Origin of the sequence: Kocuria sp. CPCC 205297 (assembly GCF_040981035.1) — a bacterium.
Lineage (GTDB): Bacteria > Actinomycetota > Actinomycetes > Actinomycetales > Micrococcaceae > Kocuria > Kocuria marina.
The window spans coordinates 109,407-131,507 of the sequence record NZ_JAVKPY010000002.1 but is presented as its reverse complement, the minus strand read 5'-3'; the positions used below and the strand labels follow the sequence as shown (position 1 = coordinate 131,507).

Below are 22,101 nucleotides of genomic sequence, written 5' to 3'. Positions count from 1 at the left end.
GGATCAGCGGAAGGCCGCCTCCCCGGTGAGCTGCTGGCCCAGGATGAGGGCGTGCACCTCATCCGTGCCCTCGTATGTGCGCACGGATTCCAGGTTGTTGGCGTGGCGCAGCGGGGAGTAGTCGAGGGTGACGCCGTTGCCGCCCAGGATCGTGCGGGCCTCGCGGGCAATCTTGATGGCCTCGCGGCAGTTGTTGAGCTTGCCCACCGAGATCTGGTGGTGCTGCAGTGTGCCGGCGTCCTTGAGGCGGCCGATCTGCAGCGCGAGCAGGAAGCCCTTGTCGATCTCGAGTGCCATGTCCGCGAGCTTCTGCTGCGTGAGCTGGTACCCGGCCAGCGGGCGATCGAACTGCATGCGCTCCTGGGAATACTTCAGGGCCACCTCGAACGAGTCGCGGGCGGCGCCCATGGCACCCCAGATGATCCCGTACCGGGCTTCGTTGAGACACGAGAACGGGCCGCGTAGCCCCTTGGCCTCGGGTAGCAGAGCGGATGCGGGAAGTCGCACGTCCGTGAGTTCGATCTCGCACTGGATCGAGGCCCGCATGGACAGCTTGGGCTGGATGGGCGTGGCCTTGAAGCCCGGGGTGTCGGTGGGCACCACGAAACCGCGTATGCCCTCGTCCGTCTGGGCCCAGATGACGGCCACCTTGGCCACGGTCGCCAGGCCGATCCACCGCTTGGCGCCGGAGATGACCCAGTCCTCGCCGTCGCGGCGCGCGAACGTCTTCATGGAACCGGGGTCGGAACCCGCGGTGGGCTCGGTGAGCCCGAAGCACCCGATGGCCTCACCGGCGGCCATGCGCGGGAGCCACTCCTGCTTCTGCTCCTCGGAGCCCCACTTGTAGATGGCGCTCATGGCCAGGGAGCCCTGCACGGACACGAACGTGCGCAGACCGGAATCCCCGGCTTCCAGCTCGGCGCCGGCCAGGCCGTATTCCACGGCGGAACGGCCCGCGCAGCCGTATCCCTTCAGGTGCATACCCAGCAGGCCCAGCTTGGCCATCTCCGGGACGATCTCCAGGGGGAAGACCGCTTTCTCGTACCACTCGGCGATGTTGGGGCGGATGGTGGCGTCCACGAACTCCCGCACGGTGGATCGCAGAGCGATCTCTTCCTCGTTCAGCAGGGAGTCGAAGCCCACCAGGTCCATGACGTTGACGGTGTTCTGTTGGCTCATGTCCTCACTGTACGGTGACGGGGTTCACGGAGCCACGCCACAATCGTTTCCGTGTCCTGCCCGAGCTGCGGCGGGGCGACCGTGGGGGATTCCAGGGGTGGGGTCCAGCGGGCCGGATGACGGAACTGCCGTCCCACGGTCCTGCCCTCCCGATCCTGGACGTCCACCGTGGGTTCCAGTCCGAGGTCCTCGGCCAGCGTGACGCCCTCGCCGATCCCGGCGACCTTGCCCGCAGGCACCCCTTCCTCGGTCAGCGCTTCCTGCCACTCGCGGGCGGTCCGGGCGGACAGCGCCTCCTCCAGAAGCGGCACGAGGTCGTCGCGGTGGGCCACGCGCGCCGAGTTCGTGGCGAACCGTTCGTCGTCCGCGACGTCGGGGATGCTCAGCACGGCCGTGAATCTGCGGAACTGCCCGTCGTTGCCCACGGTCACCGCGAGGGGCGCGTCCGCGCAGTGCAACAACTGGTAGGGGACGATGGACGGGTGGGCATTGCCCATGCGCTCGGGGACCTTACCGGCACCCAGGTACGCCTGGCCCTGGTTGACGAGGGCACCCTGCAGACTCGAGAGCAGACTGACGTCGATGTGCGCGCCGCGGCCCGTGCGGTGTCGCGCTTCGAGGGCCGCGAGCGCGCCGATCGTGGCGTCCTTGGCGGTCAGGACGTCCACCAGGGCCACGCCCACCTTGGTGGGCTCGCCGTCCGCGGCGCCCGTGATGCTCATGAGCCCACCCACGGCCTGGACCAGGAAGTCGTAACCGGCCAGGTGGGCGCCCTCGGCGGTGCCGAAACCGGACACGGACACGTAGACCACGCCGGGGTTCTCGCGCGAGATCTCCTGGTAGCCCAGGCCGAGCTTGGCCATCCCGCCGGGCTTGAAGTTCTCCACGACCACGTCCGCGCGCAGGGCGAGTTCGCGCGCGAGTTCCCGCCCGTCCTCGTCCCGCAGGTCCAGGCACACGGATTCCTTGTTGCGGTTCACGGACTCGAAGTACGTGGCACCGGTCTCGGAATAGGGCGGACCCCACGCGCGCGTGTCGTCACCGGTGTCCGGGCGCTCGACCTTGATCACGCGGGCACCGAGGTCCGCGAGCGTCATGGTGCACAGCGGCCCCGCGAGCACGCGCGAGAAATCGGCCACGAGCACACCGTCCAGGGGCAGCGCTTCGGTCACGGGGTCCTCCTCGGATCGACGATGTCCTCCACTCTAGGTGCGCCGCCGCGGCCCGACGACGTCGCTACGCCTCTGGGTCGCCGCCCGCCGCACGTCCGCGGGCGACGACGCTCGGCCGGGCGCGCTACCCGTCCAGTTCCCCCTGCGCCGCCCTTGTCAGGGTGGCCGTGAGCATGTCCAGTCCGGCGAGCATGTCCTGATCCGATGTGAACTCGTACTCGTTGTGGGTGATGCCCTTGTGGGAGTGCTCGCCGAGCACCTCGAACTCGTACTTGCGCGCACCCCACATGGCGTGGACCAGGCTGCCCATCATGGACGGCGTGAACCGGCAGCCCACCTCGTTGAACCAGTTCACCACGCACAGGTTGTCCGTCAGTTCCGTCTCCCCGGACGGCGCCGCTCGGTACAGCTCCGGGCACACGGTCGCCCCGGCAAGCACGCCGTAGGCGCCGTCGAACCGGCCGGCCCTGGGCTGGGAGTCCAGATGCGAGCCGACCATCACGTACGGGGCGCCCGGACACAGCTCGAAGAGGCCGAACTCGTTACCGATCGCGTCGTAGTACACCGTGGCACCGCGCGCGATCAACCACCCGACGAACCACTGCCGATTGAGCCCGTCCGCGGTGGTCGCCGCTTGGCACTCCACTCCCCCGGACTCGAGCCCGCGGTTGCGGGACATCCGCCGGAAATCCCGCAGGAGCGCCTGATGCAGTGCGGACATGAACCCTCCTGAGCCATGAACCAGTTGCGGCCACGGTAGGCACGGTCACATCACGAACGGTCCGCGCGGCGGTCCCCCCACGCCTTCTCCGCACCGCTGGCCAAGAGCACCCCGCAGCACATCCACACCGCGGCGGCCGGGCCCAGGGGTGCCGCGAAGACACCCGCAACCAGGGGGAGGATCACCTGCCCCAGGCGATTACCCGTCAACCGGACCGCCAGGGCGGAGCCGCGCCAGTTGCCCGGGACGGACGTGGTGATCATGGTCATGGTGAGTGGCTGACCCAGACCCAACAGGAATCCGCCCACGGCCAGGAAGAACGCCGCGACCCAGAAGTTCCCCAGCACGAGCGGTGGGATGACCAGCGTGATGCCGGCCCCGAACAAACATGTCAGCAGCAGACCCCGCCGCGAGAACCGCTGGGACAACCACGGCAGGAGCAACCGGGAGGCAATGGATGCGAAACCCCGGACGCCGAGCAACAGACCCACGACCGCGGGAGCCACACCGGCCTCCTCCCCGATGACCGGCAGGAACGCGGTGAGGATGTCGAGCATCGCGAGCAGGGACAATGCGGCGAGCATGTGGGACGCCACCCGTGGCACCCTGAGCACCCGAGCGATGGTGGGTTTGTCGACTGATTCGGAACGCGCCGCAGTACCGGAGGCCGCGCGGGACGGGGCGGCGTCCCCCGCGGGTGTCCCGGCGCGCAGGAGCAACAGCGGAACGGCCGCGAGCGAGATCGCGGCACCGATCCACAGTGCCTGGTTCACGTCCGCGAGGCGCTCCGGGGAGGTCGCGGACGAGCTGTGCCCCACGAGCCAACCGCCCAGGGCGGGGCCGATCATCTGCCCCGCGGAGAATGCTGCGGTGAACCACCCGAACCCCTTGTCCAGGTCCCGGTCCGCGGCGTAACGGGCGATCGCCGTCTGACCCCCGATCGTGAAGCTCAGGTGCCCCATGCCCAGCACGGCGCTCGCGGCCACGACCGCCCACACCGTGGGTGACAGCGCCAGCAGCGCCCCACCGGCGACCAGCAGAAACACCCCGGAAAGGGTCAGCACGCGCAATTGCCGGGTGCGGTCCGAGTACCGCCCGAGCCACACCGCGGTGAGCAGCGGGACCAGTGCGTACGCGGCCGTGGTCAACCCGATCGTGATCGAGTCCGCGTGCAGCGCGAGCAGTTTGTAGGACGTGACCGGTCGCAACAGGTTCACGGTGGCCTGGGTCAACACCCCGCACGCCACGAGCAGCCACAACCACGCGCCGGCGCGTGCCCCACGAACCGAATCAGTCAACGGCAGCCTTCCTCAGGCATACGCCCAGGGGCGTCCGAGGCGACGCGCTCCGACAGCCGGAATCGTTGCACGGTGCGGTGCAGGGCGCCACCGCTGCGGCCCTCGCCGAGCTCTGAGGACACCAGGGAGATCTCGCTGACGGTCCACGCGGGCCCCTCGTACACGGACAGCGCGTGCACTACATGCGCGAGCTCGGGCCCGGGGCGCGCCACGGTGCGTGAACTGCGGCGTCGTTCGCGAGCCTTGCGCGTGCGCTCGGCGCGGGACATGCGCGCGACCGTGAGGTGGGCGCGCTGTCTTGCGCGCTCCTCGGGGTCCAGCGAGCACGCGTGCATGAGCTCCACGAGCGCGTCCGAGGCACCACCCACGCCCATCCACAGGGTTGTGCCGGAGAAGGATCCCGCGCCTCGCAAGCACACGGTGAGCGGTGCGTGGTCCCGGGCGACGTCGCTCAGCAGCTCCCCGAGCTCCGGCACCGCAGCCTCGGGTTGCTCGCCATAGAACGCAAGGGTGACGTGCCACTGCTCGGGGTCGCCCCAGCGCAATGCGGTGCCGGTGAGTTCACGGACCTCACGCAATGCACCGACCAGGTGCTCACGTGCGGCCCGGGTGGGGTGAACAGCCGCGAACAGCCTCATGCGCCCACCCTAGACGGTGCGCGGCGGTAACCGGATCAGCTCCACGCTCGTGAGGGCACCCGCGTCAGCGACCGCGCGCATGTACGTGCAGTGTGGTTGGCGCCGCCGGTCGGTGGGGCTGCCGGGGTTGAGCAAGCGCATCCCGGAGGGCGCCACGGTGTCCCACGGGATGTGGCTATGGCCGAAGACCAGGACGTCGATGTCCGGGAACGCCCGGTCCATACGCCGCTCCCGTCCGCTTGAGGCGCCGGTCTCGTGCGTCATGGCGAACCGCACCCCCTCGAGTTCCCAGTATGCGGTTTCAGGCATGCGTTCGCGTAACTCGGGGCCGTCGTTGTTGCCCCACACCGCGATCAGCTTCCGGGAGCGCTGCTCGAGGGACTCGAACGTGGCCAGGTCCACCCAGTCACCGGCGTGGAGCACCACGTCCGCGGCGTCGACCTCGCGCCACACCTGGTCCGGGAGGGCCTTGGCCCGCTTGGGCAGGTGGGTGTCCGCGAGGAGGAGGATCGAGGTGCTCACGCCCCCATTGTGCCCGTCAGCACTCGATCACGTTGACCGCGAGGCCGCCGCGCGAGGTCTCCTTGTACTTGATCTTCATGTCCGCGCCGGTCTCCCGCATGGTCTTGACCACTTGATCCAGGGAGACCTTGTGGGTCCCGTCCCCCTGCATGGACAGCCGGGCGGAGTTGATGGCCTTGACGCTCGCGATCGCGTTGCGCTCGATGCACGGGATCTGCACGAGCCCGCCCACGGGGTCGCACGTGAGCCCGAGGTTGTGCTCGACCCCCATTTCCGCGGCGCACTCCACCTGCCGCGGGCTCCCGCCCAGCACGGCGCACAGGCCGGCGGCCGCCATGGAACACGCCGATCCCACCTCGCCCTGGCAACCCACCTCGGCGCCGGAGATCGAGGCGTTCTCCTTGATCACGATCCCGATCGCCGCGGCGGTGAGCAGGAAGTCGACGATCTTGTCGTCGCACACGTCCACCATGAACCGCGTGTAGAAATGCAGCACCGCGGGGATGATCCCCGCCGCACCGTTCGTGGGGGCGGTCACGATCCGCCCGCCGGACGCGTTCTCCTCGTTGACCGCGAGCGCGTACAGGTTGACCCAGTCCATGCCGTAGAGGGGGTCGTTGCCGGGTTCCTTGGCGAGCAGACGCTTGCGCATCTCCGGCGCACGACGGCGCACCTTCAGTCCCCCGGGCAGGGTCTTCTCCTCGCGCGTGCACCCGTTCTCCACACATTCCTGCATTACGGACCAGATGTGCAGCAGCTGCTCCCGGGTCTGTTCCGCGGGCCGCCACGACAGCTCGTTCGCGGCCATGATCTGGGCGATGTTCAGACCCTCGGTCTCGCAGATGGCCAACAATTCATCACCCGTGCTGAACGGGTAGGCCACGGGGGTGCTGTCCGCGACCACCTTGTCCGCACCGCTCGCGGACTCGTCCACCACGAAACCGCCGCCCACGGAGTAGTAGATCCGTTCGCGGATGACCTCGCCGGCGGCGTCGTAGGCGGTGAAGCTCATCCCGTTGGGGTGGGTGGGCAGGGACTTCCTGCGGTGCATGATCACGTCACGGGAACGGTCGAAGGTCACGGGGTGTGTGCCCCCGAGCAGCAGTTGCCCTTTCTCTCCCGCGAGCGCGACCTTCTGGTCCGCGAGGTCCGTGTCCACGGTCTCGGGGTCCTCGCCCATGAGCCCCAGCACCACGGCCTTGTCCGATCCGTGGCCCCACCCGGTGGCCCCCAAGGAGCCGAAGAGCTGGGAGTGGACCCGGGTCACGGACTCCAGCAGGGCGTCGGCGGCGAGCCCGGCCACGAAGAGCCGTGCGGCCCGCATGGGCCCCACCGTGTGGGAGGACGACGGTCCGATACCCACCGAGAACAAATCCAGAGCACTGAGTGCCACGTCGCGGTCTCCCCACTGTCGGGCTCCGGGAAGCGGCCTGGTGGGGCCGTGCGGAGCCGGGCGGCCGCGCGACGCGGATGGGTCGCGCGGAACACACCCAAGGTACGTGGGTCTCACATAGTGGGCAACTGTCGAAGGGGTGAGGAGCCCATGACGAGCGCGGCCGAGCCGCCGAACAAATAGGTGACACGTGTTTTTGAGAGTCTGGCCGTTTGGCCATTGTTCACTTGATAACGATCCGATTACGGTGAACTCGCATTCGAGAACCCGGCCTGGACGTGCGGAAACGGTCTTTCATGCGGTACTGGAATGCGCCCTCTGTCCCGCCGCCCCCGTTTCTCGTGCACGGGAAACGGCACTTTCTCGTCACTCTGGTCGTTCACGAAATCCACGGGCTCGTTTCCTCGGATCTCGGTTGCCCACCGAACGAAGGATTCCCTCCATGAGCAAGAGAAACGCATTCCTCGCCACGGCCGCCGCGGCCGCTGTCGTCCTGGGCACGGTCTCCCCGGGCATCGCGGCACCCGCCAACACCCCGGCGGAAAACGCGTCCGCGCAGAACTCCATCAACCAGGGGGGCCAAGGTCCTGGACGTGTCCGGCGGCGAGTACGTGGTCATGCTGGAACTGCCGGCCGCCAGCAAGGCACCCGCCGGTCCGGCGAGCAGGGCGGCCCGCACGGCCGTGGCCAAGGCCACCCAGAAGCAGGTGGACAAGTGGCAGTCCAAGGGCGTCAAGGTCAAGCAGCAGTTCAACACCATCGGTGGTTTCACCGCTGACCTGAGCCCCGCCCAGGTCAAGACCCTCAACGCGGACCCGGGCGTGGCGGTCGTGGAGAAGAACAAGACCGTCAAGGCCACCGCGTCCCAGTCCAACGCCACGTGGGGCCTGGACCGCTCCGACCAGAAGGACCTGCCGCTCAACGGGACCTACAACTACTCGGCCACCGGCGCGGGTGTCACGACCTACGTGATCGACACGGGCGTGCGCGCCACCCACTCCCAGTTCCGCGGCCGGGTCTCCCCCGGTGTGACCGCGATCGACGACGGTTACGGCAGCGGCGACTGCAACGGTCACGGCACCCACGTGGCCGGCACCGTGGGTGGGTCCACCTAGGGCGTGGCCAAGTCCACGAACATCATGCCCGTGCGCGTGCTGGGCTGTGACGGCATCGGCTCCACCGCCGGCATCGTGGCGGGCATGGACTGGGTCTCCTCCACCGTCAACGGTCCGGCCGTGGCCAACATGAGCCTGGGCGGTGGGGTCTCCACCGCCATGGACAGCGCGATCAACCGGATGATCAGCGCCGGCGTGGTGCCCCTCGTGGCCGCGGGCAATGACGCGAACAACGCGTGCAACTACTCCCCGGCCCGCGCGAGCGCCGCCATCACGGTGGGCTCCACGGATCGCCGCGACCAGCTCTCGAGCTTCTCGAACTGGGGCTCCTGTGTGGACATCCTGGACCCGGGCACGGACATCACCTCGGCCTGGCCGTCCAGTGACTCCGCGACCAATACGATCTCCGGGACCTCTATGGCCACCCCGCACGTGGCGGGCACGGCGGCGCTGTACCTCGAGCAGCACCCGAACGCCGGCGTGGCGGAGGTGGAGCGCGCGCTCAAGTCCAGCGCGATCCCCGGCACGATCGACAACGTGCACGGTTCGGCGAACCTCATGCTGAACACCTCGCTGCTCACCGGGGCTCGCTGACCCTCAGCCCGAGCTGATCGGCGTGAGCCGGCTCCGAACCTGAGCCGATCGTTCCGGGCCGCTCGACCCTGAGCCACCCCTGGTGGGCAGCTCCGCCCGAGGCCGCTCGGCCCGACTCCCCTCAGGAGTCGCGCTGAGCGGCCTCCAGCGCGTCCGCGGCGCGGATCAGTCCCAGGTGACTGAACGCCTGGGGGAAGTTGCCCGCCAGACGGTGCTGAGCGACGTCGTACTCCTCGGAGAGCAGACCCAGGTCCGAGGCGAAACCCACGGTGGTGCGCATCAACCGCTGGGCGTCCTCAATGCGCCCGGAGCGCGCGTACTGCTCCACGAGCCAGAACGTGCAGATCAGGAACGGGCACTCCCGCCCGGACAGCCCGTCCATGGACGTACCCGCGTCGGTGGTGCGGTAGCGCCACACCTGCCCCTCCTCGCCCTGCAACTCGTGCTCGATCCGCCCCACGGTGCGCAGCATCGCGGGGTGGTCGGGCGCGATGAACCCGGTCTGCGGAAGTTGCAGGAGGGAGGCGTCCACCTCCGTGTTGTCGTAGGTCTGGGTGAAGTACCCGAGGTCCCGGTTGTACCCTTTGTCCCAGATCTCGCGGTGCAGACGATCGCGCATCTCTTTCCAGTGCGCCACGTCCCCCGTGAGCCCGTGTTCGGTCACGGCCCGGATGCCCTCGTTGAACGCGGCCCACATCATCACGCGGCCGTGCGTGAAGAAATGCGTGTCCCCGCGCATCTCCCAGATCCCGTTGTCCGGCTCGTCCATGCGCAGCTCACAAAAGCCCAACAGGTTGCACTGCAGACCCCACGAGTAGTCGTTCTCCTCCACCCCGTTGTCCCGCAGGGTGGCCAGGACCATCATGACCTCGCCCGCAACATCCGCCTGGTACTGCGCCACCGCGCCGTTACCGATCCGCACGGGCCGCGAATTCTCGTAGCCGCTGAGGTGATCCAGCTCCCGTTCAGCGAGGTCCCGGCGCCCGTCCACGCCGTACATGATCTGCAGTTGTTGCGGGTCCCCGGCCACGGCGCGCAGCAACCAGTCACGCCACAGCAGCGCACCGTGCGTGTGCCGGTGTTCCACAAGGACCTCGATGGTCAGGGCGGCGTCCCGCAACCACGTGAAGCGGTAGTCCCAGTTGCGCTCGCCCCCGAAGTCCTCGGGCAACGCCGCGGTCGCCGCCGCCACGATCCCGCCGGTGCGGGCGTGGGTGAGTCCGCGCAACACGAGCAGGGAACGGGAGACCGCGCCGTCGAACTCGCCGCGGGACTCCACGTCCGAGGCCCAGCCGCGCCAGAAGTCCTCCGTGGCCCGTTGGGCGCTGTCCGGGTCCGCGGGGACGGGCAGCTCTTCGTACGAGTGGCTCCACGTGAGCACCCAGTCCATGCCCTCGCCCTCGTGCAGCGTGAACCGGCCACGGTGTCCCCGGCGGATCCCCTCCATCACCCGGATGTCGCTGCCGGGATCGTGCTCACGGTGCAGCACCTCCACGGGATTGCCCTCCGCGTCTTCCTCGTACGGCTCCAGGTCCGGGCCCGTGAGCAGCAGGGCGTCCGGGCCGGCCACGGCCAGCAGCCCGTGGTCCGCGCGAGACGTACTGAGCGCGATGCGCGCGGAGATCTCCCGTAGCAGCTTTTTGAAGTCCGGGTGCCGGCCGTGCCGCTCGCCGGCTGTCACCGTTTCCGGGTTCGACGCCGCACGGCCGGGTTCCTCGGACGTGCCCACCGGGTGGGGTTCGGTGGCGGAATCCCCCAACCGCGCCTCATCCGGGTGCCGGGGGCGTTGGTTGCCCAGTTGCACACGGCGCACCCACGGGATGACCTTGCCGTAGTCGAAGCGGAACCGCAGATCGTGCTCCACCTCCGCGGTACCCTCGAAGCACTTCACGCGCCGCACCAGATCCGCGTGGTCGTCACTGGGCGGCAGGAAGTCGGTCACGCGCACCCGTCCGGTGGGCGTCCGCCACTCGGTCTCCAGCACGAAGGTGTCCGGGACGTAGCGACGGGAGACCACGTGTCCGTCCACGGCGCTGAGTTTCCAGTGCCCGTTGCTCTCGTCCCCCAGCAGGGCGCAGAACACGGCGGGTGAATCGAAGCGCGGGAAGCACAACCAGTCCACGCTTCCGTCCCGGGACACCAACGGCCCGGTCTGCAGGTCCGCGAGCAGTGCGTAGTCCTCCAGAGGGGTACTCATGGGCCTATTCCATCATTACGGTCACGGGCCCCGTCCCTCGGTGATGTGCGGGGCCGGATGATGACGCCGCACCGAACACGCCCCGCCGCCGTCCCGGTACTCCTCGCCGGAGCCCCGTGCGCACACGTCAAATATTGACTTATTCACGAACCTGTCCCCCGATCGAATAGCCCGGCGCTTTCCGTACGCATTCTTCTGGTATCCAGGAATTGCCCAGGTGGGTTCTTGGGCTTTCATCGCGTGATTCTGGGGAGAAACGAATGCCTTCATCGGCGCACGACCCGGCGGGCAAGGCCCGCGAACCGGGTCCCGACGACACCGAAGAATTGTCCGCAACCACATCACCGGGAACCGCGCGGCATGACCCCGGAGTCCAGCATGACCTCGACGCTCAGCACGACGCCGCTGCTGCCCGGGGTGCGGGCCACCGGCCCCCGGCGGCGCTGCCCACGATGACCGCGCGACACTGGTGGGTTCCCGTGCTCGCGGGCGTGGGCGGCTACGTGGGAACCGTGGTGGGCATCGTGATCGCCCTGGTGTTGAGCATCCTGGGGCTCGCCCTCCAGGGGGACTCGGACGGGGGATCCACGACCGACCGCCTTAACGAGGAGATCAGCAACGCCACGGGCCTGGACACCGACACCTCCGGGCTGCGCTGGATCCTGTCCGTCCCGTTCCAGCTCGCGGCCATGGCGGCCCTGGTCCCGCTGCGGCTCATCCTCAGCTTCGGGGGCGAGGGAGTCTCCGCCGGGATCACCGTCCCCCAGTACTTCGCCCTGGCGTGCGGGATCCTCACCGCGTGGCTCATCGCACGCAAGCTCTCCACCCGCATGCGCGTGGAGACCCGCGGGGTGCAGTGGCTCATGGCCGCCGTGAGCGGACTGACGTGGGCCGCGCTGGCGCTGGTCGTCACCGCCCTCACGGTGCTGCGCCTGGACGTGCCGTTCTTCGCCTCGGACATCCGCGTGCGCCTCACGGCCCTGGGCGGGGGCCTCTTCCCGGTCCTGTTCCTCGTGGGCCTGCTGAGCGTGGCGGCCGCCCTGAACGCGCGCTCCACCCAAGTCTCCCCGGGACGCATCGTGGTCGGCGCCGAACGTTCGACCCCCGGCGTGCTGCAGGTGCTGCGGCCCATCGCCGTCCAGTTCTCGGTGTTCGGCACCGTGGCCGGACTCGGGCTGCTGATCTACGCGTTCGTCGAGGGTGGCGCCCCCGCCGGCTTCTCCGCCCTGTTCTGGTTGCCGATCGCGGTGGGCTGGCTATTCGTCCTCTCGCTGCTGTCCGCGCTCACAGCGGGCGGGGCGGCGACGTCGCTCACCGGACTGACCGGGCGCTCCGACGCGTTCTACCTGTGGTCGGAAGGTACCGTCCCCGTGTGGGCCGTGGTGCTGTGCATCCTGCTGGCCCTCGTGTCCGCGGTGTGTGCGGCCATCACGTGGGCGCACGTGCGTCCCCTGGACGAGCGTGTGGCGCGCACCCCGCTGGCGTGGACGGTGCTGCCCGTCACCTACTTCCTGCTGGGCCTGCTGGCCCCGTGGTTGCTGCGCGTGGGCGGATATGCCTCCGGGGGCATGGTCGGCTCGAGCAACGCGGTGTTCAGCCTGCGGCCGGCCGGCTGGACGTGTCTCGTGTTCTTGGTGTGGGGCGTGATCATCGAACTGCTCGCCCGCTTGGTGGTGCCCGCGTTCATGCACACCCTGCCGCGCCGGGTGACCCGCGGACTGCGCGGTTCGGAGCGCTCCCGGGGCCGGGCGGCCGTGGTGGCCTCCGCGGCCGCCATGGGTGGCGCGGGACTCGCGGGTGCGGGACTCGCCGGGGTCGGCACCCGGGCGACGCCCGCTCCGGAAGCCCCCGCAACGACGTCGTCAGCGCAGCACCCGAGCGCCGAACCGACGGCGACGACGGCCCTGCAGGACGCGACTGCGGCCTACTCCGGACCGCACGCCGGGAGCGGCGACGAGACCCGGGTGCTGCCGAGCTACGACGATCCCGGGGCGACCACGCGCATGCCGGCGCAGCGCGCCCCCATGGACCCCGCGACGAAGAAGCGGATCCGGTTGATCGCGATCATCGTGGGCACCCTGATCCTGCTGGCCGTGCTCGCGACCGTGGTGTTCTCCGTGCTGAGCCGCACCGTGTTCGGCCCGGACAACCAAGCCGAGGACCTGCTGCGCTCCGTTACGGATGGCAACGCCACCCACGCCGCGGAGATCGCGAATCCCAACGTCAGCAGCGGCCAGCGCGCCCTGCTCACCGACGACGTCTACGGCGCGGCGCAGAACCGGATCTCCTCGTACGAGATCAAGGACACGACCATCGACGGGGACCGCGCCACGGTCAACGCGACCGTGACCCAGGACGGCGTCACCACGCCCGTGGCGCTGCCCATGGTCAGTGACTCCCGGAACGGCCTGTTCAAGTCGTGGCGCGTGGACGAGAGCGCGGGGGTGCCTCTCTACCAGGCGCTCACCGTGGAGGTGCCCGCGGGAGTCGGTGAGCTCGACGTCAACGGGAAGAAGGTGTCCGTGGACACGCAGGGCCAGCCCCACACCGTGGAGTACACGGTGCTGCCCGGTGACTACGCCGTGGGTGTGAGCTCCTCGAGCAAGTACGTGACGTACGGCGGGAACCAGGTGGCGGAGATCCGCGCCGGTTCGCCGTCCTCCGCGCCCGTGATGTCCTTCCAGCCGTCCTTCACGCCCGCCCTGGAGGAGGACCTGACCAAGCAGCTCAACGCGACCCTGGACAGGTGCGCCCAGAGCACGGAGTTCGAGCCCGAGGGCTGCCCGTTCGGGTACTCGATCTACGGTGACGACGAGGACTACCGCAATCCCCGGTGGAGCATCCAGCGCTACCCCACCTACTCGGTGTCCTCGTACGGGAACCAGGCGACCTTCACGACCGACCGCTCCGGCGAGGTGCGGCTGGACTACCAGTACAACGAGGAGTACGACGACGAGCCCGCCGACTGGACTGACCGGGACACCACCTCGAGCGTCTCCGGTTACGGGACCGTGAGCGTGTCCGGGAACGAGCTCACGATCAACGCCAACGACTGAGCAGTGACCTCCACTGGAACGGCGCCCCCTTCCCACGCGTTTCCACACGTCGGGAAGGGGCGCCGTTCACGCAGGGCCGATATGCCGGGCCTCACAGGTCCTGCGGGCCCAGCGGCAGACCCAGCAGGTACCACACGATGAACAGCAGGAACCAGCCGATGAGCATGGCGATCGAGACCGGCAGCACCAGGGAGATGAGCGTGCCCACGCCCGCTTCCTTCTGGTAGCGGCGCAGGTACCCGAGGACCAGGGCGAAGTACGGGCTCACGGGGCTGATCACATTGGTGGGGGAATCCCCGATCCGGAACAACGCCTGGGTCATCTCCGGTGAGACGTCGAGCAGCATGAGCATGGGCACCATCACCGGGGCCAGCAGGGTCCACTGCGCCGAGCCCGAGGTGATGAGCAGGTTCATCACGGCCACGATCGCCACGATCCCGGTGAACGTGAGGATGGGGTGCAGCCCCAGCGAGCCGATGAAGTCCGCGCCGTAGATCGCCAGGACGGGACCGATCCCGGACCACTGGAAGTACGCTGTGAACTGGGCCGCGGCGAAGAACAGCACCAGCACGGGGGTCACGGTGGTCAGTCCCGTGGCCATGGCCTCGGGGATCTGTCGCGCCTCGGTCATGGTCCCGGCGGCCCGTCCGTAGATCCAGCCGACGACGGCGAACATCACCGCGATCACGATGCCCACGTTGAGCAGCAGCGGGGACATCAGCACGGAACCGTCCTCCGCGCGCAGGGGTGAGCCGGGGATCAGCAGGACCGCGAGATAGATCACGAGCATGATCGCGAACGCGATGCCGGCGTTGCGCAGACCCCGCTTCTCTCGGGGCTTCAGGCGCATGTCCTCGAAGTCCCCCATGTTCTGCTGCTTGGTATCCGTGTCCTCCTCGAGCGCCGCACCGCGTTTGGCGAGCACGGTCTCCGTGACCAGGGTGATGATCGCCGCGAGCACGAGCGACGACACGAAGGTGAAGAAGTAATTGGAGACCGGGGTGACGATCACGCTGTCGTCGATCAGCCCCGCGGCGGCGGTGGTGATGCCACCCAGGAGGGCGTCCGACGCCGTCGGCAACAGGGACGCGTTGAAGCCCGCCGCGACCGAGCAGAACGCCACCACGAGCCCCACGACCGGGGACCGGCCGGCGGCCTTGAACGCGAGCGCACCCAGGGGGATCAGCACCACGTACATCGCGTCCGAGGCGATGGACCCCATGATGCCCGTGAGTGCCAGGACGAAGGTCAGCCACTTGGGACCCACGCGGGACACCGAGCCGCGCAGCGCCGCGGAGAGCATTCCGGACTGTTCGGCCACGGCCACGCCCAACAGGATCACGACCACGAGCCCCAGGGGCGGGAACTCCACGAAGTTCGTGACCGCTTCCGCGACCATCTTGCGCAGCCCGTCCGGGGCCAACAGGTTGGTGACCGCCACCGTCTCGCCCGTGGCGGGGTTGACCGCGCTGAGTCCCACGGCGGAGAGGATCCAGCTGAGCAGGATCACGACCCCCGCGAGCAGGAGGAACAGCCAGAACGGGTCGGGAAGCTTGTTGCCCACCCACTCGATCCAGTTCAGGACCCGGAGCAGACCACCGGTCCCCTTCTGTGTGCCGTGCGAGCGGGCACGGGGCGTGGACGAGGACATCTCTGGTTCCGTTCTGCCGGCGGAGTCGTGCTGCGCCCAACGTACGCAATCGCGGGGCCATGACACGTGATTACGGCGCAGCAGTGGTGACGTGGCGCACCTTTGTCACCGATACACCGACGTCCTGTTCCGCCGGCGCACCTGCATCCTGGCGCGCACCCCGTTCATCCTCGCCCCACGAGCCGGGGCGGGTACGCGCCCGGTGTAATCTCCTAGAGGCCCGGATCCGGCCGCCCCTGGTGCGCGGTGCCCCGGCCACCACCTGGTAACCCTCGAGAAGGACCGCCCGTGAGCGAATTCCCCGCCGCCCTCAAACGCGGACTGACCGTGCGCCACATCCGCTTCATGGCCCTCGGCTCGGCGATCGGGACGGGGCTGTTCTACGGCTCGGCCTCGGCCATCCAGACCGCGGGCCCCGCGGTGCTGTTCGCGTACATCGTGGGCGGGGCCGTGGTGTTCCTGGTGATGCGTGCGCTCGGTGAGATGGCCGTGCTCCACCCCGTCTCGGGGTCCTTCGGTCAGTACGCCGGCCGCTACCTGGGTCCCCTGGCCGGTTTCATCACAGGGTGGACGTTCGTGTTCGAGATGGCGATCGTGGCCCTCGCGGACGTCACGGCGTTCGGCATCTACATGCAGTTCTGGTTCCCGGACACACCCCAGTGGATCTGGGTGCTGGCCATCGTGCTGCTGATCACCGGGCTGAACCTTCTCAACGTCAAGATCTTCGGTGAGCTGGAGTTCTGGCTCTCGGTCGTGAAGGTCACGGCCATCATCCTCATGATCGTGGGCGGTTTCGCGATCCTGCTCTTCGGATTCGCCGTCCCCTCCGACACCCCGCCCGGGCTGCACAACCTGGTGGATCACGGCGGTCTCTTCCCCAACGGGTTCACGAGTCTGCTGCTGTCCTTCTCCGTGGTGATGTTCGCGTTCGGCGGGATCGAGACCATCGGCATCACCGCCGGTGAGGCCCGGATCCCCGCCAAGACCATCCCCGCCGCGATCAACACGGTGCCCGTGCGGATCCTGCTGTTCTACGTGCTGACCCTGTTCGTGCTCATGAGCCTCTTCCCGTGGAACGAGGTCACCGGCGAGGTCAGCCCCTTCGTGCAGATCTTCGACTCCCTGGGCATCCCGTTCGCACCCCACATCCTCAACGCGGTGATCATCACCGCGGCAATCTCCGCGATCAACTCGGACATCTTCGGTTCCGGGCGCATGGTCTACGGGCTCGCGCAGCAGGGTCACGCGCCGCGCGCGTTCACCCATGTGGGCCGCAGCGGCGTGCCCACCCTCACCGTGGCGCTCATGGCCGTGGTGCTGTTGATCGGTGTGGTGCTCAACGCGGTGATCCCGGAGAACGTGTTCCTGATCATCGCGTCCCTGGCCACGTTCGCGACCGTGTGGGTGTGGATCATGATCCTGGTCTCCCACCTGGGCATGTCCCGCGAGCGCGCCCGCGCCGGCGCCCCGCACAGTTCCTACCCCCTGCCCGGCGGTCGCGTGAGCACGTACGCGGCACTCGCGTTCATGGCGTTCGTGATCGTGCTGCTCGCCTTCACCCCGGACACCCGCATCGCCCTGAGCGCCGGGCTCGCGTGGCTCGTGATCATGACGGCGGTGTTCTTCGCGTTCGTGCGCGGCAAGGGCCGCGAGCGCACGGTCCTGCCCGACGACGCCGCTGCGGTCACCACGGATCCCGTGGCCACCGGTTCCAGGTAACCCGGTTCAGCCGGCCGGGTCGATCAGTGGGCGGATCACCACGCCCGCTTCCGCGGCCGACTCCGGCCCGGCGGAGGCGGGCTCACCCCGCCACCACGCCGTGAACTCCCGGGCGGTGAACACCGGCTTGCCCCACTTCGCGGCGTTCTTGGCCTTGTTCGACTGCGAGCCGTCCTCCGCGGTGACCAGGACGTCGCAGCGGGTCTTGGTCACGTTGGCCACCGGCTGCAGCCCACGCTCCACGGCCATGTCCTCGAGGTCCTCCCGGTAGACCTCCCGCCCGTCGGGGCCGATCACCGTTCCGGTGAAACAGATCCGCGCACCCGGCACCAGGACGGCCTCGATCCCCTGAGCCGCATCGGCCGACCCGTCCAGGATGTACTCACCCGTGTGCTCCTCCACGGCGCGCACCACCGCGAGGCTCTGCGCGGAGAGCCGCCCGCGCTCCCCGGCCTCCCGCAACTTCTCGGCGAGTACCGCACCCGGGTGCCCCGCGGTATCCGCACTGCACCGCACGGTGAACCCGGTGACACCGTCCGGCCGGGGCATGAGATAGCCCGACCGGTCCTGAGCTTCGGGGAACGGATCGGCCAGTCCCTCCGCGACGCCCGACGAAGCCGCGATCTCACGCACCGCACGGGCCCGTTCGAGCGCCGTCGCCGCCCCGAGACCGCGGCGCTGCTGGGCGGAGACCCGCCCCGCGGCGACGTCGTACCCCAGGGGCATGTGCGTGACGTACCCCGTGCGTTTGAGCTCGTGATCGAGGTACCCGAGCTGGCGGTCGATGTCCGCGCCCACGGGGACGCGACCCGCGAGGTGCGGGGCGAGCGCGGCCCACGCGTCCGTGAGCAGGGGCGCGAGCTGGACCTGGCCCGCGGTGATCCCGTATGCGCTGCGCGCGTCCCCCATGTCCCGCGTGGGGTTGACCAGGGTGCTCAGCTCCAGGCCGTCGGCGAACGTGCCCCCGGTCAGGTCCACCACCACATTGTCGAGCGTCTGTCCCTGGCTCTTGTGGATGGTCACCGCCCACGCGAGACGGAACGGCAGCTGCGTGTACCTCCCGATCACGTCGTGGCGCAGCGTTCCGTGTTCGACGGCGGGCCGCGTCACCTCCCACAGGTTGGGTTCGACCTTGGCCAGGTGACCGTCGGGGAGCTCGATGTACACGATGAGCTCGCCGTCCTCCCAGAAGTGGTCGGCCACCTTGGCGATCGTGCCGTTGACCCACCGGTCGGAGGGATCGTTGGTGAGCATCATGACCTGCGCGCCGCGTTTGAACACGAGCTCCCGGTCCACGGGGATCTCGAACCCGTCCAGCTGCCCCGTGAGGATCGCGGAGTGGTGCACGGCCGGCTCGGGGATCTGCTCGAGCATCCCGCGGTTGCGGGACGTGGCCATCCGGTTGGTCGTGGTCAGGGTCAGCCAGAACTCGTCGATGGGCGGGGTGAAGTCCGGGTCGGTGCGGGCGTTGAGCTCCCGGCGGGCCTCCTCGAGCAGCGCACCCTCCCGCACGGCATTGAGGATGTCCACGAGACGGTCGTCCCCGAGCTGACGGAACACTGTGGTCAGTTCCACCGTGGCGAAGTCGTCCCGGTGGTAGGTGTCCGCGGAGAAGAAGTACGGGGTGGAGTAGCGGGTCGCGAAGTACTCGCGTTCGTGATCTGTGACCACGGGCGGCAACTGGTAGAGGTCCCCCACCAACACCAGCTGCACACCGCCGTACTTGCGCCCGGGTTTGGGGCCGAAACGTTCCAGGGCGGCCACGAGGCAGTCGAAGAGATCCGCACGGACCATGGACGCCTCGTCCACGATCAGCGTGTGCAACTCGCGCAGGGTGGCCGCGAACCGGCCGGGGTAGTACCGCCCGCGCCGCACCTCCTCCGGGGACATCCCCGGGGCCAACGAGAGCAACCGGTGGATCGTGTACCCGCCCACGTTCAACGCCGCGATACCCGTGGGTGCCACGACCACCACGTTGCGCCGGGTGTGGGCCATGAACTCCCAGATCAGGGTGGACTTACCGGTCCCGGCCTTGCCCGTGAGGAACACGCTCTCCCCGTGGTGCAGCCGCTGCAGGGCCTCCCGGAACTCGCCGGTGAGAACCAACTCGGAGGGATTGGTCGCGTTCACCCGGGCATATCCTTTCCATGCGGCGGTGCACGTGTGACCCTACCGCGCCCACTGCGGGGTCCGGCCTCCCCGCCCTGAATGAGGCTGACCAGCGGCACCCACCATCAGCAACACCCACCACCGGCCACATCCATCACCCGCGAGTCCGAGGACGGTCCACCCGTGAGCACCCAGCACACATCCCAGTCCCACGGCCCCGGGACGGACGTGCTCGCCGTGGACTTCGCGGCACGGATCACCGCCGCCGTGGTGGCCAACGGCGGAATGGTTGTTGAAGCAGTCCGCTACGGTCGCGAGATCCTCTCCCGGGCCGGCGTCGAACACTCGGACCTGGACGCCAGCTACGGCGCGGTGGGGCCACCTCCAACGCGACGGACTCGACGGCCGTGGGGGACGACGGCAACCGCGACGGCACACGGTAGCAGGCATCCCGAGCGTTCGACCCCTCGCCCCGACGGCGTCGGCGACGGCGCGCGGCAAGCCGGGCCCGCCGACACACTCCCGCACCCGATGGTCTCCTGGCATCCCCGGGGAACGGGACCCCCGCTCGGTGGACCGCCCTGCTCCCTGCTGGGTGAAGCATCCCGTCGCACTTATGGTCATAACGACTTTAGCAAGTTAGAGTCATCTTGACACTAACGATCCGGCCCCGCGGGGCGTCGAAGACCGGGGAGCCGCCATGACCGATCAGCGCGTGCTGCTGGCCGTGTCCACGGTGATCTTCACGGTCCGCCCCACGGGCGAGAACAGTGCCCACGAGCTGTGGTTACCCCTGGTCCGCCGGATTCGCGATCCCTACCGCGGCATGTGGGCTTTGCCGGGCGGTCCATTGCGATCCACTGAAGATCTCGAGGACTCCGCCCTGCGCAGCCTCACCCTGACCACCGGGTTGGCCCCCACCCACCTGGAACAACTGGCCACGTTCGGCGGGCTGACCCGCTCCGCCGGGGCCGAAGAACGCCAGGTCACCGTGGTCTACTGGGCCTCCCTCCCGCCACAAGAGGCCGCGATGGGCGAGAACGACCTCAACGTCACGTGGCTGCGCGTCACCGACCTGCCGGACCTCGCGTTCGACCACTCACTCATCGTGGCCCACGCCCTGGAACACCTGCGCGGTCGCATCGCCGAGCCAACCGTGGCCCGGGCGTTCCTGCCGGAGACGTTCACGATCGCGGCCCTGCGCGAGGTGCACGAAGCCATCATCAGCAAAGCCCTGGATCCCCCCAATTTCCGGCGCCACGTCCTGTCCTCCGGCCAGCTCCGAGACACCGGCGAGCGCCTCGCCGGCGCCCGGCACCGCCCTCCCACGCTGTACCGCTTCGCGGCGGCCGAACCGCCCGGACTCTTCCGCCCATCCCCGTCAAACCGTACCGAGGAGACCCCATGACCTCCGTGGCCACCCGACTCACGCTGCTACCCACCCGCCCATCCGGCACCGCGGCGACCCTTGAGGGCGGTTCGTGCAACGCCGCTCTCACCCAGGACCCGTGGGAGTTCCCCGCCCCGCTCTCGGCGGGTTACGGCCCGGGTGCTTCCCAGGACGACGCCGCTCCGGCCGGCTCCCCCGCGCAGCCCACCATTCCGCAGCGCTACCGGGATGCCTCCCCCGAGGAACTGGACGCCATGATCACGGCGGCCAAGAAGACTCTGGGTGAGCGCGCCGTCGTCATGGGGCACTTCTACCAGCGGGACGAAGTGGTCAACCACGCGGACTTCATCGGTGATTCGTTCCAGCTCGCGCAGCAGGCCAAGGCGCACCCGGAGGCGGAAGCCATCGTGTTCTGCGGTGTGCACTTCATGGCCGAGACGGCGGACATCCTCTCCCGGGGCGGCCAGTCCGTGATCCTTCCCAATCCCGCTGCGGGGTGCTCCATGGCGGACATGGCGGACGCGGATTCCGTGGAGGAGTGCTGGGCGGATCTCATGGACGTGTTCGGCCCCCACGCCACGGACGCCCACGGCCGGACGATCATGGGCGAGGACGGCGAGCCGCTCGCCTCCGTGATCCCCGTGACCTACATGAACTCGTCCGCCGCGCTCAAGGCGTTCTGCGGTCGCAACGGCGGAATCGTGTGCACGTCCTCGAACGCGCGGACCGTGCTGGACTGGGCCTTCGGCCGCGGCCAGCGCGTGCTGTTCTTCCCGGACCAGCACCTGGGTCGCAACACCGCCAAGGCCATGGGTGTGCCGCTGGAGCACATGCCCCTGTGGGATCCCCGCAGGGAGCTGGGCGGCAACACCGCGCAGGTCCTCCAGGATTCCCGCGTGATCCTGTGGCACGGCTTCTGCTCCGTCCACAAGCGCTTCACCGTGGGCCAGATCGAGAAGGCCCGCGCGGAATACCCCGGCTGCACCGTGATCGTGCACCCCGAGTCCCCCATGGAGGTCGTGGACGCCGCCGATTCCTCGGGCTCCACCGACCACATCCGCAAGGCCGTGGAGGCCGCGGAGCCGGGGCAGACGTTCGCGATCGGTACCGAGATCAACATGGTCAACCGTTTGGCCGCGGAGCATCCCGAGCACACGATCTTCTGCCTGGATCCCGTGATCTGCCCGTGCTCCACGATGTACCGCATCCACCCGGGCTACCTCGCGTGGGTCCTGGAGGAACTCGTGGCCGGTCGCGTGATCAATCAGGTGTCCGTGGCCGAGGACGTCGCACGGGAGGCGTCCGTGGCTCTCGAACGCATGCTCGCCGCCGTCCCGAGGGCGTGAG

Annotated in this window: 15 protein-coding genes and 1 pseudogene; 5 read left to right on the top strand and 11 right to left on the bottom strand. The window is 69.0% G+C overall.

From position 1 onward, the window contains the following. Window positions 1–3: 3 nt before the first annotated feature. The 7 genes from RF650_RS02205 to RF650_RS02175 all read right to left on the bottom strand — a co-directional run bounded on the left by RF650_RS02205 (window position 4) and on the right by RF650_RS02175 (window position 6,923). Complete coding sequence (locus tag RF650_RS02205) at window positions 4–1,179, bottom strand: acyl-CoA dehydrogenase family protein (protein ID WP_368813952.1); 1,176 nt, start codon at window positions 1,177–1,179, stop codon at window positions 4–6. Beyond that, the gene (locus RF650_RS02200; RefSeq protein WP_131332104.1) at window positions 1,176–2,351 is read right to left on the bottom strand and encodes a CaiB/BaiF CoA-transferase family protein; all 1,176 of its coding nucleotides are present in this window, start codon (window positions 2,349–2,351) and stop codon (window positions 1,176–1,178) included. Before RF650_RS02200 ends, RF650_RS02205 begins: the two co-directional genes overlap by 4 nt. A 124-nt stretch (window positions 2,352–2,475) precedes the next feature. Next, window positions 2,476–3,072, bottom strand: a complete 597-nt coding sequence (locus RF650_RS02195; RefSeq protein WP_368813951.1) for a hypothetical protein — start codon at window positions 3,070–3,072, stop codon at window positions 2,476–2,478. A 50-nt stretch (window positions 3,073–3,122) separates the two neighbouring features. Next, window positions 3,123–4,370, bottom strand: coding sequence for an MFS transporter (locus RF650_RS02190; RefSeq protein WP_368813950.1), 1,248 nt, complete (start codon window positions 4,368–4,370; stop codon window positions 3,123–3,125). Further along, a complete protein-coding gene (gene thpR / locus RF650_RS02185) occupies window positions 4,367–5,008 on the bottom strand; it encodes an RNA 2',3'-cyclic phosphodiesterase (protein ID WP_368813949.1) in 642 nt (213 codons plus the stop codon). The genes RF650_RS02190 and thpR overlap by 4 nt, the downstream gene beginning before the upstream one ends. A 9-nt stretch (window positions 5,009–5,017) precedes the next feature. Next, window positions 5,018–5,530, bottom strand: coding sequence for a metallophosphoesterase (locus tag RF650_RS02180; protein ID WP_368813948.1), 513 nt, complete (start codon window positions 5,528–5,530; stop codon window positions 5,018–5,020). A 16-nt stretch (window positions 5,531–5,546) separates the two neighbouring features. Beyond that, window positions 5,547–6,923, bottom strand: coding sequence for an L-serine ammonia-lyase (locus RF650_RS02175; protein WP_368813947.1), 1,377 nt, complete (start codon window positions 6,921–6,923; stop codon window positions 5,547–5,549). A 617-nt stretch (window positions 6,924–7,540) separates the two neighbouring features. Between RF650_RS02175 and RF650_RS02170 the strand changes: the two are divergent. Further along, window positions 7,541–8,632, top strand: a pseudogene (locus RF650_RS02170) (S8 family peptidase). Between the two features lie 121 nt (window positions 8,633–8,753). Here the strand turns inward: RF650_RS02170 and RF650_RS02165 are convergent. Further along, a complete protein-coding gene (locus tag RF650_RS02165; protein WP_368813946.1) occupies window positions 8,754–10,829 on the bottom strand; it encodes a glycoside hydrolase family 15 protein in 2,076 nt (691 codons plus the stop codon). Window positions 10,830–11,089: 260 nt separating this feature from the next. Between RF650_RS02165 and RF650_RS02160 the strand changes: the two genes are divergently transcribed. After that, window positions 11,090–13,885 (top strand): hypothetical protein, encoded by a 2,796-nt coding sequence (locus tag RF650_RS02160; protein ID WP_368813945.1) that lies wholly within the window; start codon window positions 11,090–11,092, stop codon window positions 13,883–13,885. Between the two features lie 91 nt (window positions 13,886–13,976). Here the strand turns inward: RF650_RS02160 and RF650_RS02155 are convergent, their stop codons facing one another. After that, window positions 13,977–15,536, bottom strand: coding sequence for an AbgT family transporter (locus RF650_RS02155; RefSeq protein ID WP_368813944.1), 1,560 nt, complete (start codon window positions 15,534–15,536; stop codon window positions 13,977–13,979). Window positions 15,537–15,881: 345 nt separating this feature from the next. Here RF650_RS02155 and RF650_RS02150 point away from each other — a divergent pair, with 345 nt between their 5' ends. Then, the gene (locus tag RF650_RS02150; RefSeq protein WP_311254040.1) at window positions 15,882–17,255 is read left to right on the top strand and encodes an amino acid permease; all 1,374 of its coding nucleotides are present in this window, start codon (window positions 15,882–15,884) and stop codon (window positions 17,253–17,255) included. A 6-nt stretch (window positions 17,256–17,261) separates the two neighbouring features. Here RF650_RS02150 and RF650_RS02145 read toward each other — a convergent pair whose 3' ends face one another. Further along, on the bottom strand, window positions 17,262–19,385 hold the full coding sequence (locus RF650_RS02145; RefSeq protein WP_368813943.1) for an AAA family ATPase: 2,124 nt from the start codon (window positions 19,383–19,385) through the stop codon (window positions 17,262–17,264). Window positions 19,386–19,489: 104 nt separating this feature from the next. Further along, on the bottom strand, window positions 19,490–19,642 hold the full coding sequence (locus tag RF650_RS02140) for a hypothetical protein (protein ID WP_368813942.1): 153 nt from the start codon (window positions 19,640–19,642) through the stop codon (window positions 19,490–19,492). Window positions 19,643–20,064: 422 nt separating this feature from the next. On the opposite strand from RF650_RS02140, the gene RF650_RS02135 reads away from it, so the two are divergent. Both RF650_RS02135 and nadA read left to right on the top strand, forming a co-directional pair. After that, window positions 20,065–20,772 carry an NUDIX domain-containing protein gene (locus RF650_RS02135; RefSeq protein ID WP_131332094.1) on the top strand — a complete coding sequence of 236 codons (708 nt, stop codon included), beginning with the start codon at window positions 20,065–20,067 and terminating at the stop codon, window positions 20,770–20,772. After that, window positions 20,769–22,100 carry a quinolinate synthase NadA gene (gene nadA / locus RF650_RS02130; RefSeq protein ID WP_131332093.1) on the top strand — a complete coding sequence of 444 codons (1,332 nt, stop codon included), beginning with the start codon at window positions 20,769–20,771 and terminating at the stop codon, window positions 22,098–22,100. Before RF650_RS02135 ends, nadA begins: the two co-directional genes overlap by 4 nt. The last annotated feature ends 1 nt before the right edge of the window (window position 22,101 follow it).